At 72.4% G+C, this 17,373-nt stretch carries 14 protein-coding genes; 5 read left to right on the top strand and 9 right to left on the bottom strand.

The genetic code is table 11. From position 1 onward, the window contains the following. Window positions 1-65 precede the first annotated feature (65 nt). Window positions 66-692: a molybdenum ABC transporter ATP-binding protein gene (locus JR065_RS18345; RefSeq protein ID WP_206235830.1), complete on the top strand. Its 627-nt coding sequence runs from the start codon at window positions 66-68 to the stop codon at window positions 690-692. A gap of 153 nt (window positions 693-845) precedes the next feature. Then, window positions 846-1,403 carry a flavin reductase family protein gene (locus JR065_RS18350; RefSeq protein ID WP_206235831.1) on the top strand — a complete coding sequence of 186 codons (558 nt, stop codon included), beginning with the start codon at window positions 846-848 and terminating at the stop codon, window positions 1,401-1,403. A gap of 136 nt (window positions 1,404-1,539) precedes the next feature. Here the strand turns inward: JR065_RS18350 and JR065_RS18355 are convergent, their stop codons facing one another. Further along, on the bottom strand, window positions 1,540-2,103 hold the full coding sequence (locus tag JR065_RS18355; RefSeq protein WP_206235833.1) for a hypothetical protein: 564 nt from the start codon (window positions 2,101-2,103) through the stop codon (window positions 1,540-1,542). Between the two features lie 219 nt (window positions 2,104-2,322). On the opposite strand from JR065_RS18355, the gene JR065_RS18360 reads away from it, so the two are divergent. The 3 genes from JR065_RS18360 to JR065_RS18370 all read left to right on the top strand — a co-directional run bounded on the left by JR065_RS18360 (window position 2,323) and on the right by JR065_RS18370 (window position 6,156). Next, entirely contained in the window at window positions 2,323-4,278 is a 1,956-nt protein-coding gene (locus JR065_RS18360; protein ID WP_206235834.1) for an acetyl-CoA hydrolase/transferase C-terminal domain-containing protein, read from the top strand. A 197-nt stretch (window positions 4,279-4,475) separates the two neighbouring features. Continuing rightward, window positions 4,476-5,423, top strand: coding sequence for a L,D-transpeptidase family protein (locus JR065_RS18365; protein WP_206235835.1), 948 nt, complete (start codon window positions 4,476-4,478; stop codon window positions 5,421-5,423). 4 nt (window positions 5,424-5,427) lie between these two features. Next, a complete protein-coding gene (locus JR065_RS18370; protein WP_206235837.1) occupies window positions 5,428-6,156 on the top strand; it encodes a M23 family metallopeptidase in 729 nt (242 codons plus the stop codon). 195 nt (window positions 6,157-6,351) lie between these two features. Here the strand turns inward: JR065_RS18370 and tkt are convergent, their stop codons facing one another. The 8 genes from tkt to JR065_RS18410 form a co-directional block, all read right to left on the bottom strand. Continuing rightward, window positions 6,352-8,352 (bottom strand): transketolase, encoded by a 2,001-nt coding sequence (gene tkt / locus JR065_RS18375; protein ID WP_206235840.1) that lies wholly within the window; start codon window positions 8,350-8,352, stop codon window positions 6,352-6,354. A gap of 159 nt (window positions 8,353-8,511) precedes the next feature. Further along, a complete protein-coding gene (locus JR065_RS18380; protein ID WP_206235841.1) occupies window positions 8,512-9,843 on the bottom strand; it encodes a dicarboxylate/amino acid:cation symporter in 1,332 nt (443 codons plus the stop codon). Window positions 9,844-10,198: 355 nt separating this feature from the next. After that, a complete protein-coding gene (locus JR065_RS18385; RefSeq protein ID WP_429001889.1) occupies window positions 10,199-11,941 on the bottom strand; it encodes a BatD family protein in 1,743 nt (580 codons plus the stop codon). Beyond that, a complete protein-coding gene (locus tag JR065_RS18390; RefSeq protein ID WP_206235844.1) occupies window positions 11,938-13,743 on the bottom strand; it encodes a tetratricopeptide repeat protein in 1,806 nt (601 codons plus the stop codon). Before JR065_RS18390 ends, JR065_RS18385 begins: the two co-directional genes overlap by 4 nt. Next, the gene (locus JR065_RS18395; RefSeq protein WP_206235846.1) at window positions 13,740-14,747 is read right to left on the bottom strand and encodes a vWA domain-containing protein; all 1,008 of its coding nucleotides are present in this window, start codon (window positions 14,745-14,747) and stop codon (window positions 13,740-13,742) included. The genes JR065_RS18390 and JR065_RS18395 overlap by 4 nt, the downstream gene beginning before the upstream one ends. Continuing rightward, the gene (locus JR065_RS18400; protein WP_206235847.1) at window positions 14,744-15,196 is read right to left on the bottom strand and encodes a DUF4381 domain-containing protein; all 453 of its coding nucleotides are present in this window, start codon (window positions 15,194-15,196) and stop codon (window positions 14,744-14,746) included. Before JR065_RS18400 ends, JR065_RS18395 begins: the two co-directional genes overlap by 4 nt. Beyond that, window positions 15,193-16,125: a DUF58 domain-containing protein gene (locus tag JR065_RS18405; protein ID WP_429001890.1), complete on the bottom strand. Its 933-nt coding sequence runs from the start codon at window positions 16,123-16,125 to the stop codon at window positions 15,193-15,195. Before JR065_RS18405 ends, JR065_RS18400 begins: the two co-directional genes overlap by 4 nt. 125 nt (window positions 16,126-16,250) lie before the next feature. Continuing rightward, window positions 16,251-17,270, bottom strand: a complete 1,020-nt coding sequence (locus tag JR065_RS18410; RefSeq protein WP_206235851.1) for an AAA family ATPase — start codon at window positions 17,268-17,270, stop codon at window positions 16,251-16,253. Window positions 17,271-17,373: the final 103 nt, after the last annotated feature.

The following is a 17,373-nucleotide window of genomic DNA, read 5'->3' on the forward strand; positions in this document are numbered from 1 at the left end:
CGGCACCGCTACCGCCCCGCCCTGCGCCGCGGCGCGGCGTGCGCCGGACGATATGGTGCGCGCCGATGTTGAAGATCGACATCGAAGTGCAGCGCGGGCGCTTCCACCGGCACATGCGCATCGACGAGCAGGCGCGGGTGATCGCGCTGGTGGGCCCGTCCGGCGTCGGCAAGACCAGCATGCTCAACGCCATCGCCGGCGTGCTGCGGCCGCGCAGCGGCCACATCGCCATCGACGGCCGCGTGCTGTTCGACCATGCCGCCGGCATCGACGTCCCCACCCACCGGCGCCGCATCGGCTACGTGTTCCAGGACGCGCGACTGTTCCCGCACATGGACGTGCGCCGCAACCTGGGCTACGGCCGCCACGGCCGCGGTCAGGCGCAGCGCTTCGGTTTCGACGCGGTGGTGGAACTGCTCGGCATCGAGGCCTTGCTCGCGCGCCGGCCGAGCAACCTGTCCGGCGGCGAGGCGCAGCGGGTGGCGATCGGACGCGCGCTGCTGTCGCAGCCGGCGATCCTGCTGTTCGACGAGCCGCTGTCGTCGCTGGACCCGGCGCGGCGCGAGGAACTGATCCCCTACCTGCAACGCGTGCGCGACGAGATCCGCCTGCCGATGTTGTACGTCAGCCACCAGGCCGAGGAAGTGCAACGCATCGCCGATGCGATCCACCGGCTCGACGGGCCGGCGTGAGCGGCGCGACGGGCGCGCGAAGATAGCCACCGGCGGGCCGCGGCGCGAAACGCGCATCCGCTCGCGCGCTGCGACCTCGCCCGGCCGCATGCCGACACGGCATTCACCGCCGATGGCGACACTGATGCGCAACGCACGCGCCGGTGCCCGCCGATGAAACGCTACCGCAAGCACGATTTCCCGCTCGACCAGGTGCGCCGCTTCCTGGAGCCGGGCCCGGTCGTCCTGGTCAGCTCCGCCAGCAGGAACCAGCGCGACATCATGACGATGGGCTGGCACATGGTGATGGGTTTCGAGCCGTCGCTGCTCGCGTGCTATATCTGGAGCGCCAACCACAGCTACGGGCTGATCCGCCGCAGCAAGCAATGCGTGATCAACCTGCCGACCGCGGACATGGTCGATACCGTGGTCGGCATCGGCAACAGCAGCGGCGCGGAGATCGACAAGTTCGCCCACTTCGGCCTGACCGCGGTACCGGGCGAGCGCGTGGACGCGCCGGCGATCGGCGAGTGCTACGCGAGCTTCGAGTGCCGCCTGTACGACGGCAGCCAGATCGCCAGGCACGGCCTGTTCATCTGGGAAGTGGTCAAGGCGCACGTGGCGCGCGTGCCGAAACTGCCGAAGACGCTGCACTACCGCGGCGACGGCAAGTTCATGCTGTCCGGCCCCGACATCTCGCGGCGGCGCCTGTTCAAGCCGGAGATGCTGTAGACGGCTCGCCGCAGGCATCGACACACTGGCATCCGCAGCCGCCGCGGACACGCTGACGCCGCTTCCGCACCGCGGCCGGCCACGGTTTCGTCGCCGCCGACACCGCACCCGATCGGTCCTGATGCAGACAGGGACGCTAACGCGCGCCGCGTCCGCCCACCCGTCCGCTGCGTACCGTCGCCTCGCCTTCGCGCACCTCGAAGGTGAACGCATACGACAGCGTCACCGGCACCGCTTCCACCGACTGCGCATCGTCGCAGCGCCCTCCCTGCGCGGGGCGCTGCGCAGGACCGGCATAGGTGCAGATCGCCGCCGGCACGAAGCGCCAATGCGCGATCGCGTCATGCACCGCCCGCAGCAGATCGGCGTACTCGGGCGCGGCGCCGGCGCCGCACTCGGGACGATCGTTCAGCGCTTCGCTGCGCGCGACCTCGCCCTGCGCGGTCACGATCACGCGCACGCACACCGTGGTCGGCGCCAGCGTGCGCCGCGGCGAATCGGCCGGCAGCTGCGGCGTCGCGCTGTCCACCGGCTGCGGCATGCGGAACACCTGCTGCGGCTGCATCCGGTAGGACGCCGCCGCAGCGCCGGCGCCCGCGTCGGCACGCGGCGCGAGCAGGCGCTGATCCACCGAATCGACGCGTTGCGCCGGCTCAATCACTGGCTGGCCGGCGCAACCGGCCAGCCACAGGCAGGCCATCGCAACGCACGTCCTGGGCGCGTTCACCGCGACGCCGCCGTCGCCACCATGCCGCAGTACAGGCGTCGCTCCGGCGCAGCCCGAAGGACCGCGCTGGGGCGCGCACGGGGCGGCGTCATCGCTCGGTCGCTTATCGGCATAAGCTCCCCGGCGCTTTCTTGCCCCGCATGCGCCCAAGCACGGCGTGGCTATTCCGATAGCGTTAATAGGCCCTAAGCTATGCCGATGACCGACCACCTCGAAGACCTCGACGCCGCCGTCGCGCTGATCCTGCAACGCATCCGCGGCGCGCTGCGCGTCGGCGCGCCGCTGGGCATCGGCAAGCCGCATCGCCTGCTCAATGCGCTGTACGAACGGGTGGCCGCCGATCCGTCGCGTCCGCTGCAGATCTACACCGCGCTGTCGCTGAATCCGCCCGCGCCCGGCGGCGGGCTGCAGGGCCGCTTCGCGCGGCCGTTCGTGCAGCGCCATTTCGGCGACGACTTCCCGTACCTGAAATACGTGCAGGCGATGCAGCGCGATGCGCTGCCGGCGCACGTCCAGGTCGAGGAGTTCTACATGCAGTCCGGCGCGCTGCTCGGTTCGGCGCAGGCGCAGCGCGGCTACACCAGCCTCAACTACACCCATGCGGCCGAGGCGGTGGCGCAGCGCGCGCCGAACCTGATCGTGCAGAAGGTGGCGCGCGAACCCGGCGGCGCGCGGCTGTCGTTCTCGTGCAACAACGACATCACCCAGGACACGCTGGACGCGGTGCAGCGGCGCGGCCTGCCGCGTCCGCTGCTGGTCGCCGAGGTCGATCCGCAGCTGCCGTGGATCGGCGGCAGCGCGGCGGTGGATGCGGCGTTCTTCGACCTGGTGCTGACCCCGCCTGGCCCGTATCCGAAACTGTTCGGGCTGCCGCGGCAGCCGGTCGGCGACGCCGACTACGCGATCGGCCTGTACGCCAGCACGCTGGTGCGCGACGGCGGCACGCTGCAGATCGGCATCGGCACGCTGGCCGACGCGCTGAGCCACGCGCTGGTGCTGCGGCATACCGACAACGCGCGCTACCGGCGCGTGCTGGCGGCGCTGGACCCGGCGCTGGAACAGCACCCCACGGTGCGCCAGAGCGGCGCGCTGGAGCCGTTCCGGATCGGCCTGTACGGCTGCAGCGAGATGCTCAACGAAGGCTTCCGCCAGCTGGTGCAGTGCGGGGTGATCAAGCGCAAGGTGGTCGACGACGTCGAGCTGATGCAGCGCCTGCACGACGGCGTGGCCGATGCCGAAGACCACGCCCGGCTGCAGCGCGAAGGCGAATACCTGCAGGGTGCGTTCTACCTGGGCTCGCCGGAGTTCTACGCCTGGCTGCACGGCATGGACGCCGCCGAGCGCGCCAGCATCGGCATGCGCCGGATCAGCGAGATCAACCAGCTCTACGGCGGCAACGAGACGCTGGAGCGGCTGCAGCGGCACGACGCGCGCTTCTTCAACTCGTGCATGATGGCCACCGCGCTGGGCGCAGCGGTATCGGACGGACTGGAGGACGGGCGGGTGGTCTCCGGCGTCGGCGGCCAGTACAACTTCGTGGCGATGGCGCATGCGTTGCGCGACGCGCGCAGCGTGCTGATGTTCCGCGCGACCCGCGGCGAAGCGCGCACGCTGCAGTCCAACGTGCGCTGGAACTACGGCCACACCACGATCCCTCGCCACCTGCGCGACATCTACCTCAACGAATACGGCATCGCCGACCTGCACGGGCTGACCGACGAGGATTGCGTGGTCGCGATGGCCGGCATCACCGACGCGCGCTTCCAGCAGGAAGTGCTGCAGCAGGCCGTCGGTTCGCGCAAGCTGCGCGCCGACTTCCTCGCGCCGCCGCACTGGCGGCAGAACAGCGCCGAACGCGTGCGCCAAGCGCTGGCGCCGTTCCGCGCCGACGGCACCCTGCCCGACTACCCGCTGGGCAGCGACTTCACCGAGGTCGAGCAGCGCCTGTTGCGCGCGCTGACCTGGTTGAAGCAGCACACCGCCGGCAACGGCGCGAAGCTGGCGACCGTGGCGCGTGCGCTGTGCTCGGGCGCGCAGGGCGATGCCGCGTGCCTGCAGCGCATGGCGCTGGATGCGCCGCGCGGGTTTGCGGAGCGACTGCAGGCGCGGCTGTTGGGGTACGCGCTGCAGCGCACCTGCGCGCCGTAGCCCTGGGAGACCCGGGCGCGCGTGGCGTGTCCGTCGCCAGGACTTGCCGCTGGCGAGCGCGATCCCGATCCACGGACACGCATGAGCGGCGCACACCGCACGCGCCTGCGACGCGGCGGTCAGCCGGCAGTGGGCTTTTTCACGCGGACTAGCCGCCCGACCTGGGCATGGTGGGCGAAATCCCAGTGGAGCCGCCGATGTCCCGTTCGCCGCTGCATGCCGCCTGCCTGGGCGCGCTGTTGATCCTCGCCGCAGGTTCCGCGACCGCGCAGGCCGCGCCGCCCGCGCCGGCGCCGGGTGCCGACGATGCCTCCGACCTGCGCGCGCAGGTGCTGTTGGACCGCGCGCGCTTCTCCCCCGGCGAGATCGACGGGCAACCCGGCTCCAACCAGCGCCGCGCCGTATCCGCTTTCCAGGCCGGGCGCGGGCTCGCCGTCAGCGGCACGCTGGACGAGGCCACCTGGCAGGCGCTCAAGCAGGACGCCGCGCCGGCACTGGTCGCCTACACGCTCACCGCCGAGGACGTGGCCGGGCCGTTCCCGCGCATTCCCGACGACACCGCGGAAAAGGCCAAGCTGCCGGCGCTGGGCTTCGAATCGGTGGAGGAGCGGCTCGGCGAGCGCTTCCATGCCTCGCCGAAGCTGCTGCGCGCGCTCAATCCGGGCGTGGACTTCGCCCAGGCCGGCGCCAGCGTGCAGGTGCCCAACGTGCTCGGCACGCCGGCGCTGCCGAAGGCGGCGAAGGTGGTGGTCGACAAGTCCGATTCCAGCGTGCGTTTACTGGATGCCGCAGGAAAGGTGCTGGCGCAGTTTCCCGCCTCCACCGGCAGCGAACACGATCCGCTGCCGATCGGCGAATGGAAGATCAAGGGCGTGGTGCGGCAGCCCACCTTCCACTACAACCCCAAGCTGTTCTGGGACGCGGACAAGTCGGACAAGAAGGCCACGCTGGCCGCCGGTCCCAACAATCCGGTCGGCGAGGTCTGGATTGACCTGTCCAAGGACCACTACGGCATCCACGGCACGCCCGACCCGGCGCGGGTCGGCAAGAGCCAGTCGCACGGTTGCGTACGCCTGACCAACTGGGACGTGCAGGCCGTGGCTGCGGCGGTGGATGCGTCGGTACCGGTGACGATGCAGGAGTGAGGCGATGAAGACGTTGCTGACGCTGGCGTTGGCGGCCGTGGTCGCGGGGCTGGTGTATTGGACGTTGCGCGACAACCTGCGCGTGCGGCCCAGCGATACCGACGCCGCCGCGTCGGTCGGCGAAACGGCGACACCGGCGGCGCAAACGCACGCGGCCGACCCGATGCCGGCCGATCCATCGCCGGCGTTGACGATGCAAGCCGCCGATCCGGGTGCAGCCAGCGCGGCGCCCGCGGTGGCCGCCAGCGCGCCCACGGCCGCTAGCGCTGCCGACGCCGCGGCACCGGTGCCGACCGGCCTGCTGATTCCGGTGCAGGGCGTGAGCGGCGCGCAGCTGCACGACACCTTCACCGATGCGCGCAGCGAGGGCCGCGTGCACGATGCGATCGACATCATGGCCACGACCGGCACGCCGGTGCTCGCGGTCGCCGACGGCACCGTCGAGAAGCTGTTCGACAGCCAGCGCGGCGGCCTCACCGTGTACCAGTTCGAGCCCAGCGGCCGCTTCGCCTACTACTACGCGCACCTGCAGCGCTACGCCGACGGCCTGGCGGAAAAGCAGCCGATCCGGCGCGGCCAGGTGATCGGCTACGTCGGCAGCACCGGCAATGCCGATCCCGCCGCGCCGCATCTGCACTTCGAGGTCCACCGCCTGGGTCCGGAGAAGCAATGGTGGAAGGGCGAATCGATCAATCCGTATCCGCTGCTGCGCGGGGAATCGGCGCCGCGGTGAGCCCTGCTGCAGGGTGGCCGCACGCCGCACCGCTGCTTGCGGCGTGGCCTGGCAAAGGCTCCTCGTTGCAAGCGGACCCTACTACCGTCGTCCGGCGACCAGCCAGATACGCCGCGCACGCAAGGCATCTTGCTCGCGTGCGAAAGAAAAGGCCGGCATGCGCCGGCCTTTTCCGTCCACACGATAGTCGTACGGCTACAGCGCCTTCGCCGCCTCGACCACGTGTTCGGCGGTGATCTTGAAGTGCTTGTACAGCACGTCCGCCGGCGCCGACGCGCCGAAGCTGTCGATACCCACCACCGCGCCGTCCAGGCCCACGTACTTGCGCCAGAACGCGGTGATGCCGGCTTCCACCGCCACGCGCTTGCGCACCGCCCTGGGCAGCACCGACTCCTGGTAGGCGGCGTCCTGGCGGTCGAACACGTCGGTGGACGGCATCGACACCACGCGGGTCTTCAGGCCGGCGGCGTCCAGCGCCTTCTTCGCTTCCACGGCCAGGCCCACTTCCGAGCCGGTGCCGATCAGGATCACGTCCGGCGCGCCGCCTTCGGCGTCGGCCAGCACGTAGCCGCCGCGCTCGATCTGCTTGATCTGCGCGTCGCTGCGCGGCTGGAACGGCAGGTTCTGGCGGCTGAACACCAGGCAGCTCGGGCCGTCGTTGCGGGTGATCGCGGCCTTCCAGCTCACCGCCGACTCCACCGTATCGCACGGGCGCCACACGTCGTTGTTGGGGATGTAGCGCAGCGAGGCCAGGTGCTCGACCGGCTGATGGGTCGGGCCGTCCTCGCCCAGGCCGATCGAATCGTGAGTGTAGACGTGGATCGCGTGCGCCGGGATCAGCGCGCTCATGCGCACGCCGTTGCGCGCGTAGTCGCTGAACACCAGGAAGGTGGCGTCGAACGGGATGAAGCCGCCGTGCAGCGCCAGGCCGTTGGCGATCGCGGTCATGCCGAACTCGCGCACGCCGTAGTACACGTAGTTCGCGTCCGGATCGTCCAGCGCGACCGACTTGCTGTTCTTCCACAGGGTCAGGTTGGAGTGCGCCAGGTCGGCCGAGCCGCCGATCAGTTCCGGCAGCAGCGGCGCGAACGCTTCGATCGCCATCTGCGAGGCCTTGCGCGAGGCGATGGTCTGGGCCTCGGCGGCCTGCTTGGCGATGTAGGCGTCGGCCTGGGCGATGAAGTCGGCCGGCAGCTCGCCGTGCGAGCGGCGGATCAGCTCGGCCGCCTCGTTCGGGTACTGCTTGGCGTACTTGTCGAAGGCCTGCTCCCACTCGGCCTGGCGCAGCGTGCCGGTGCCGCCGGCGCGCCAGCCGTCGTAGATCTCCTGCGGGATCTCGAACGGGCCGTACGGCCAGTCCAGCGCCTTGCGCGCGCCTTCCAGTTCTTCCTTGCCCAGCGGCGCGCCGTGCGAGGATTCCTTTCCGGCCTTGGTCGGCGCGCCGAAGCCGATGGTGGTGCGGCAGCAGATCAGGGTCGGCTTGTCGCCCTGCGCAATGGCGGCCTCGATCGCGGCCTTGATCGCGTTGGCGTCATGGCCGTCGACGTCGCGCACCACATGCCAGCCATAGGCCTCGAAGCGCGCCGGGGTGTTGTCGCTGAACCAGCCGGCGGTGTTGCCGTCGATGGAGATCTGGTTGTTGTCCCAGAACGCGACCAGCTTGCCCAGTCCCCAGGTGCCGGCCAGCGACGCGGCCTCGTGGGAGATGCCCTCCATCAGGCAGCCGTCGCCCATGAACACCCAGGTACGGTGGTCGACGATCTCGTGCTCGGGACGGTTGTAGCGCTGCGCCAGCAGCTTCTCGGCCAGCGCGAAACCCACCGCGTTGGCGAAGCCCTGGCCGAGCGGGCCGGTGGTGGTCTCCACCCCGGGGGTCTCGCTGTGCTCGGGGTGGCCGGCGGTCTTGCTGTGCAACTGGCGGAAATGCTTGAGCTCGTCCAACGGCAGGTCGTAGCCGGACAGGTGCAGCAGCGCGTACTGCAGCATCGAGCCGTGGCCGTTGGACAGCACGAAGCGGTCGCGGTTGAACCACTTCGGGTTGTTCGGGTTGTGGCGCAGGAAATCGTTCCACAGCACTTCGGCGATGTCGGCCATGCCCATCGGCATGCCGGGGTGGCCGGACTTGGCGGCCTCGACCGCGTCGGCGGCGAGGAAACGGATCGCATTGGCGAGCTGGCGGCGGGTAGGCGTCGTCATAGGGCTTCTATTGGACCGGGAGCGGGCGCGGGGGCGTCGGGTTGGCTATTGTCCCACAGGCGGGGGAGCGCGGGACTCGGGACTCGGGACTCGGGACTCGCAAGAGGCTAGCGGCCACACCCCTCTATCGCCGATCGCGTCCCGCAAATACCCAAACGATTACGGGGCAGCGCTTCCCGAGTCCCGAGTCCCCAGTCCCGAGTCCCGCGCCCCCTCCTCCCCCTTCGCCACCAGCGTCGTCAACGCCAGATCCCCGGTCACGTTCAACGCCGTGCGGCACATGTCCAGGAAATGGTTGACGCCCAGGATCATGCCGATGCCGACCGGGTCCACCCCGACCATCGCGCAGATCAGCGCCACCACCGGCAGCGAGCCGGACGGCACGCCGGCGGTGCCGATGCCGCCGAGGATGCACACCAGCATCACCATGAACTGCTGGGCGATGCTCAGCTCCACGCCGAAGAACTGCGCCAGGAAGATCACGGTGACGCCCTCGAACAGCGCGGTGCCGTTCTGGTTGGCGGTGGCGCCGACGGTCAGCACGAAGCGCGACACCTTGTTCGGCAGGCCCATCTCGTCGGCCACGCGCAGCGCGGTCGGCAGCGTGGCATTGCTGGAGGCGGTGGAGAACGCCATCACCGTGGCCTCGCGGGTGGCGCGGAAGAACGCCAGCGGCGAGCGCCCGGCGAACTTCACCGCCAGGCCGTAGGTCACCACCATGTGCAGGCCCAGCGCCAGCACCACCACGCCCACGTAGGCGCCCAGGCGGACCAGCAGCTCGAAGCCGAACAGCGCCGCCAGGTTGAACATGAAGCAGGCCACCGCGTACGGCGCCAGCCGGATCACCAGCCCGATCAGCGTCATCGAGATCTCGAAGATGCCTTCGATGCCGCGCCGCAGCGTGGCCACCTTGGCGTCGTCGCTGAGCACCATGCCCACGCCGAACATCACCGCGAAGAACATCAGCGACAGGATCGCGCCGTTGCTGGAGGCGGCGGCGACCACGTTGTCGGGCACGATCGACAGCAGCATGTCCATGCCGCGCGGCTGGCTCTTGCTCTGGTCGACGATCTGCGCGGTGCGCTCCACGTTCTGCTGCAGCAGCTCCTGCGCCAGCGCGCGGTCCACGCCCATGCCCGGCTTGAGCACGTTGACCAGCACCAGCCCCAGCAGCACCGCGATGCCGGACAGCACCACGGTGTAGCCGAGCGTCTTCCAGCCGATCCGGCCCAGTGCGCGGATGTCGCCCATCTCGGAAATGCCCATCACCAGCGCCGAGAACAGCAGCGGCACGATCAGCATGAAGATCAGGCTGAGGAACAGCTTGGAGAACGGCGTGGTTAGGTACTTGGTCAGCATCTGCACCCACGCCGCGTCGCCGCCGACGGTCAGGTGCGCGACCAGGCCGAACACCAGCCCGACGCCGAAGCCGATCGCCATCTTCCAGTGCAGAGGCATGCCGGCCTTGGCCTTCACGGGGGTGTCGGTCATCGTTTGCGCCTGGATAGGGGAAACCGGGAGCTTAACAAACCCGCCGTGGCGCACCGCAAGCCCTGCAGGCGGCGGCTGTGCCGCGCGATGTCCACCGTGGCATGGCGCGCGCGCTTGCCGCACGCGGAGACTGCGGGCCTTCGACGCCCGGCGGCGCAGCGCCGGGGCGAGCCGGTCCGCGGCGCTGGAACGGGCTACGTCCCTTGCACCGGCGGGCCAAGCGGGGTCTCGGGATCACGACGGAGCTTGCTGCGCAGTCCGGCGCTGCCGCCGTGGAGGCGGATCGACCGCCGCTTCGCAGCCACGGAGCCGCCGCCAGCGCCCCGCTCCCGCTCGAGGGCCAGACGCGGACGCTTCAGGCGTCGCGCGGATACAGCGGCGGCAGTTCGTCGACGACCGCGCGCCGGTCCGCGCCGCGCCAGCGCGGGCCGGTGCGGAAGGCGTCGCGCAGCGCGGCGCGCGCGCCGGGCAGGTCGCCGTCGCCGCCCCAGCGCGCCCGCTGCATGCGCGCGACCGCCTCGCGCTGCGCCGCATCGTCCAGGCGAGCCTGCACCGCATCCAGGTCGGCGACGCCGGCCATGCCGCACAGCACCGCCGCGACCTCGTCCAGCCCGCCGCCATCCAGCGCCCGGCGCAGGTCCGGCAAGCCATGCGTCGCCCGCGCCGGGCCCGGCGCCGCAGCCGCCGCGCCGTTGCCCGCGGCCGGCGCCAGGCGCGGCAGGCGGCGCATGCGCGACCACGCCCACAGCAGGGTCGCGACCCACAGCAGCGCGAACAGCGCCGCCAGGCCCATCCACAGCCACAGCGCACGGGAAGCGCCGGGGCGCGGCGTCGGCGCGATGGCGTTGTCGGCCGGCGCCGTGGCCGCGGGCGCATCGACGCTGGCCGGCGCCGGCGCCGGCGCGCCGGTGCCCGGCGCCACCTGCAGCTGCAGGTCGGGCAACGCGGCGGTGCGCGCGGCGCCGGCCTTCACGTCCCACCACGGCAGGCGCACGCCGCCGACGCTCAACGCGCCCGGATTCTGCGGCACGACCGAATAGCGCCGCGTCACCTTCAGCTGCGGGCTGCCATCGACGAACCGCTCGTCGTATTGCGGCGGCTCGGCGAACACCTGCGCGCCGGCGACGCTGGGCGGCGGCAGTTCCGGGAACTGCGCCTGGGTGGCGCCGCGCGCGGTCGCTTCGACCACGATGTCGGCGGCCTCGCCGACCGCCGCGCGCTGCGGCGTGGCGGTGTAGCGCAGGCGTAGCTCGTGCAGCGGCAGCCACGGCTGCGGCGCGTTGGCCGGTTGCGCGCGCACCTGCAGCGTCTGCGGCGCGCTGCGCGCGGCCAGCTCGCCGCCGCGGCCGAAATAGTCGTCGAAGAAACCGCTCGGCCCGCGTCCCTTGAAGCGCGCGCCCGGCAGCAGCAGCGGCCCGCTGCGCTCGGGCACCAGCAGGAAGCGGCGCTCGACCACGGTGTACATGCGCCCGTCGATCTCGCGCCGGCTCTGGCTGTCCTCGCCCACGCGCTGCAGCGAGGCGCCGGCCGGCGCGTCCAGGTCCAGTTCGCCCGAGCTCAGCGGCACGCCCAGGTACAGCCGCACCACCACGCCCACGCTCTGCTGCACGTAGGGGCCGGTATCGTCGGCAACGGTCTGCACGAACACGTCGGCGTCGCCGATCTGCGCCGGATCGCCACCGGTGGTGCCGGCAGGCGCGGGCGCCGCCGCGGCCACCTGCAGCCGCAACGGCTCGGTGCGCTCGTTGCCCACGCGCAGCGCCGGGATTTCCAGCACGCCGTCGCGGCGCGGCGTAAGCGCCACGCCGAACAGCGACTTCGATGTCACCTTGCCGTTGACCATCTGCAGCTGGCGGCTGCTGGCTTCGTCGCTGAGCGCGAAGTCGGCGCGCAGCGGCGCGTAGTCCGGCGCGCCCACGGTCTGGTCGGTCTCGATGTTGAGGGTCACGCTCTCGTCCGCGCCGATGCTGTCCCGGTCCAGCCACGCGCGGGTGGCCGCCTGCGCCGGCAGCGCGCACGCCAGCAGCAGTAGCGCGGCGGCGGCGGCACGAAGTCGCATGCCGCCCAGGAGCCTGCGATGGAGTGGACGATCGATCATGGGTCTTCCCGCTGCCTGCGTTCGTGTTCGAGCTTGAACTTGGCGCGCAGCAGGTTGCCCGGGTCGTCCGGCACCCGCCGCAGCCATGCCTCCACCGCCTGGCGCTGTTCGCGCTGCTGCGGCGTTTCCGCGGCCGCCGCCGCCGCGGCGCGCTCGGCCGCGGTCTTGTCCGCCGCGCCCTGCTGCGCCATCGCCTGCTGCATCTGCCGGCGCTGCGCCGCGTCGGCCTGCTGCTGCGACTGCGCATCGCCGGGCTTGGGCGGCGCCTGCGTCGGCGGCGATGGCGAAGACGACGACGGGTTCTTGTCCTGTCCCGGCGCCTGGCCCTGCGGCGACGGCGATGGCGGCGGTTGCGACGGCTGCCCGGGCTTGTCGCCCTGCGGCGACTGGCCCCGGCCGGACTGCGGCTGGCCCTTCGGATCCTGCTGTTGCTGGCCCGGGTTCTGCTGCCCGGGCCTGTCGTTCTTGGACGAGGACTGGCGCCTGCGCGCGGCATCGACCGCGGCGCGGTTGGCGCGCGCATCGGCCATGTCCGGATGCTGCTTCAGCGCCTTGTCGTAGGCGGCGATCGCCTCGTCGTAGCGGCCCTGGCGCGCCAGCGCATTGCCCAGGTTGTACCAGCCCTGGTCGCTGTCGATGCCTTCGAACTGCTGTTGCGCGGCGGCGTAGTCGCCCTTGCGGTAGGCCTGCACGCCTGCGTCCAGGCGCTGTTGCCGCACCTGGTCCGCACGCCGCCACAGGTCGCCGCCGATGGTGGGAGCCGGCGCCTGCGCATGCGCCGGTGTCGGCACGGCCAGCGGACCGAGCAGCAGGACCAGCACCGCCGCGCCGGCATGGCGGCGGAATGCCAGCAACGCCAGCGCCAGCAGCGGCAGCAGCAACCAGTAGCCCTGGTCCAGCCATACCCGTCCGCTGCGCTCGCCGTCCGCGGCGGCGTCCTGCTGCTGTTGCGGACGCAGCACGCCCAGCGCCTGCAGGTCCGCGTCGGTGGGCGCCAGCGCGGCGTAGCCGCCGCCACCGGCGCCGGCCAGCGCGCGCAGCGAGCCGGCATCCAGCCGCGCCTGGCCGATGCCGCCTTGCGCATCGCGGTAGGCCGCGCCGCGCGCGGTACCCAGGCCCAGCGCGGAGACACGGTAGCCCAGGCTCGCCGCACGCGCCGCGGCGCGCTGCGCGTCGGCGTCGGCGTGGTCGCTGAGCAACAGGATGTCGCCGCGCTTGAAGCTGCCCTGCTGCAGCAGCCGCACCGCCCAGTCGATCGCCAGGTCGGCGCGCTGGCCGGGCACCGGCATCACCTCCGGCGACAGCGCATCGAGGAACAGCGCCACGTTCGCCGCATCGTCGGTCAGCGGTGCCACCGTGTACGCCTCGCCGGCGTAGGCCACCAGCGCGATCTCCCCGCCGGCGCGCTGGCGCAGCAGCGTCGCCAGCTTCGCCCGCGCCTGCAGCAGCCGCGACGGCGGCAGGTCGCCGGCCTCGATGCTCGAGGACAGGTCCAGCGCGATCACCAGCGGCATCCGCGACTGCCACAGCGGCTGCTGTTCCTGGCGCCAGCTCGGCCCGGCCAGCGCCGCCACGGCGATCGCGTAGCCCAGCGCCGCCAGCCACATCCCGGCCAGCGTGTCCTTGCCGCCGCGCGCCAGCAGGTGCGGCAGCAGATGCGCATCCACGGTGCGCTGCCAGACGTTGCGCCGCCGGCGCCGGCGCAGCCAGCTCCAGCCGAGCAGCGGCAGCAGCAGCAACGCCCAGCCCCACTGCGGGCGCAGGAAATGCAGCGATTCGAAGAACACGCCCAGCGCGTTCATCGCGGCCTCCACGGCCACACGAACGACAGCAGGCCCAGGACCAGCGCCGCGCTCAGCGGCCAGACGTACCGCTCGATCCGCGGGCGCACCGCCGGCCCGGCCGAGCGCACCGGCTCCAGGAGCTCCAGTTCGGCGTAGATCGACACCAGCTCGTCGGTATCGCGTGCGCGGAAGAAGCGCCCGCCGGTGTCCTGCGCGATCTTGCGCAGCGTGTCCTCGTCGACCTGGTCGTCGCCGCCGCCAGCGGGCACCGACATGCCGAACAGCGAATAGCCGCTGCCGCCGAAGGCGATCGTATACACCCGCACCTTCTCGGCCCTGGCCAGTTCGGCCGCCTTCAGCGGCTCCAGCACGCCGGCGGTGTTGACCCCGTCGGTGAGCACGATCAGCACGCGGTCGCCCTGCGGCTGGTCGCGCAGGCGCTTGACCGACAGCGCGATCGCATCGCCGAGCGCGGTTTCGCGCCCGGCCAGCCCGACCACGCTGTCGCGCAACTGGTCGCGTACCGAGGCCAAGTCGGCGGTGAGCGGGGTCAGCGCATAGGCGCGCTGGCCGAACACCAGCAGGCCGATCCGGTCGCCGTCGCGGCGGTCGAGGAAGTCGGCCAGCACCGCCTTGGCCGCGGTCAGGCGGTCGACCGTGCGCCCGCCCAGGCTCATGTCCGGCTCGCTCATGCTGCCGGACAGGTCCACCGCCAGCATCAGCTGCCGCGCCTGCTGCGGCGGCGAGATCGGCTCGCCCAGCTGCAGCGGCCGCGCCGCCGCGCCGCACAGGCAGAACCAGGCCAGCCACAACAGCCACGTGCTGGCCCGCGACAGGCCGCCGCCGCGCGCCGCCGACACCGCGCGCAGCTGCGCGTCGTAGGGCACGCGCAACGCCGGCGCGGCGCTGCGCCGCGCCGGCAGCCACCGTGCCAACAACGGCAGCGGCATCGCCAGCCACAGCCACGGCCAGGCGAAGCCGGCCAGCAGTTCGCTCAGGCTCGGCCAATGCAGCGCGCTCATCGCCGCCCCGCCATCAGTTCGACGAAGCGCACGCGCGCCACTTCGGCCAGGCCCTGCACCGCCGCCGGATCCAGTTCGCGCCGGTAGCCGCCATCCAGCAGCAGGCGGCCGTGGCCCTCGGAGAACGCATGGCCCTTGCCGCCGTCGAGGAACTGCAGCCAGGCCTCGCCCTGCAGCGTGGCCGCGTCGGGTGCGCCGCGGCGGGCGGCGCGGCGCAGCAGCTCGGACATCGCCGCGACCTGCGCCGGCGCGTCGCCGCCGGCCAGCGCGCGATCGAAGCGCTGCCGCCAGCGGCGCCGGCGCATGCGCCGCCACGCCCACACCCCGAGCGCGGCGCCCAGCAGCGCCAGCACGAACGCCGCCAGCAACCACCAGCCCGGCGCCGGCGGCCACCAGCCCGGTGCCGGCGGCAGGTGCACATCGCGCAGCGGCAACTGTTCCGGCGTCATCGCGCGCCCAACCCGGTTGCGCCCGGCAACAGCCAGGATTCGCTCGGCGCATCGCTGCGCAGCGTGCGCACCTGCACCCCGCGTCCGGGCAGGTTGGCCAGCAAGGCCTCCACCGGCGCGACGAACGCCTCGTGCCAGCGCTCGCGCGCCGCGCCGCCGGCAAGATCGACCTCGACCCGCTGTCCGCCGGCCCAGAACGGCAACGTGGCCCGTGGCGGCGTCAGTTCCAGCGCATCGACCAGCAGCAGCACCACCACCTCGTTGTGCATCGCCAGCCCGGCCCAGCGCGAGGCGGCGATCTGCAGCGCGCTGTGCGGGTCGGCCAGCACCACCAGGCGCGACCCCGGGCGCAGCAGCTTGGCCGCGTGCTCCAGCGCCACGTCCAGGCCGGCATCGTCCTGCGGCGGCTGGGCGTACCAGCGCGCCAGCGCATCGAGCACGCGCAGCGCGCCGCGCGGTCCCGACGCCGGCGGCACCGGGGCTTCGCTGCGGCTGCCGCGCAAGGCCGCCAGGCGATCGCCCTGGCGCTGCGCGGCCCAGGCCGCGATCGCGCCGGCACGCGCGGCCTGCACCGACTTGAACCGCACCCGGGTGCCGAAGTACAGCGCCGGCGCGGTGTCGGCGACGATCAGGCTCAGGCGCTCGCGCTCGGCCTGGAACAGCTTGGTGTGGGTGCGCCCGCTGCGCGCGGTGAGCCGCCAGTCGATATGCCGCACGTCGTCGCCGGCCACGTACTCGCGCGACTCGGCGTATTCCATGCCGCGCCCGCGCACCGCCGCCGGCGCGCTGCCGCTGAGCCCGTGACGGCCGCGCCGCGGCGGCGGCAACCGCGTCGCCGCCGCGCGCAGCGCGACCAGTTCGGCCAGCGTCGGCCGCAGCCCGTCGGCGGCTGGCGCCTGGCCGGCCTGCGGCGACTCGGACGACGTCATGCGCATCGGCATCGCTGGCCTACCCCGCCTGTGTCATTCGGGCGCCCGGCACGCGCGCCGCGCGCGCGCCACCGCGCAGGCGCCGCGGCGCCTGCCGTTGCCAAGCGTTGCGCGTGCGACGGCATTCACGGCGGCGGCACCTTGTCCAGCAACGCCGCGACCAGGCGGTCGCCGTCCCAGCCCTCGGCGGTGGCTTCGTAGCTGGGCAGCACCCGGTGGCGCAGCACGTCCGGGGCGACCGCGCGCACGTCGTCGGGGGTGACGTAGTCGCGCCCGGCCAGCCAGGCGCGCGCGCGCGCGCAGCGTTCCAGCGCGATCGATCCGCGCGGGCTCGCGCCCCAGGCGATCCGCCGCGCCAGCGCCGCGTCGTAGCCGCTGGCATCGCGCGAGGCGAGCACCAGTTCGATCAGATAGCGTTCCAGCGGCGGTGCCACGTGCAGCGACAGCACCGCGCGGCGCGCGGCGAACACGTCCTCCATCGGCATGCGCGCCGGCGCGGTCTCGCCGTGGTCCAGCGTCTCGCGTGCGCGCTCGCGCGCCAGGCGCAGGATCTCCGCCTCGGCGGCGGCCTCCGGATAGCCGATGCGCACGTGCATCAGGAACCGGTCCAGCTGCGCCTCGGGCAGCGGGAAGGTGCCTTCCTGCTCGATCGGGTTCTGCGTCGCCATCACCAGGAACAGCTTGGGCAGCGCGTAGGTGTGGCGGCCGACGGTGACCTGGCGCTCGCCCATCGCCTCCAGCAGCGCGGACTGGACCTTGGCCGGGGCGCGGTTGATCTCGTCGGCGAGCAGGATCGGATGGAAGATCGGCCCGGGCAGGAACTCGAAGCGGCTTTCCTGCGGACGCCACACCTCGGTGCCGGTCAGATCGGCCGGCAGCAGGTCCGGAGTGAACTGGACGCGGGCGAAATCCGCCTCCAGCCGTGCCGCCAGGGCGCGGATCGCGGTGGTCTTGGCCAGGCCGGGCGCGCCTTCGACCAGCAGGTGGCCGTCGGCCAGCAGCGCGATCAGCAGCCGCTCGACCAAGGCGGACTGGCCGACGATGGTTTCGGAAAGGCCGTCGCGCAAGGCGAGGAAGGCCGCGTGCAGGCGAGCCTGCTCGGGCGCGGCGGACGAAGGTTCGGGAAGCGGGGGCGTCAGGTTCATGGTCCGAGTTTGACCTATCGGCGGTGAAATGGTTCTGGGCAAGGCCGATCGCGGCCGGGAAAATTCAGGCTTCCCTCACTCGCGACGGTGCATCGCGCACGCG

This window comes from Xanthomonas sp., assembly GCF_017163755.1.
In the GTDB taxonomy this organism is placed as follows: domain Bacteria; phylum Pseudomonadota; class Gammaproteobacteria; order Xanthomonadales; family Xanthomonadaceae; genus Xanthomonas_A.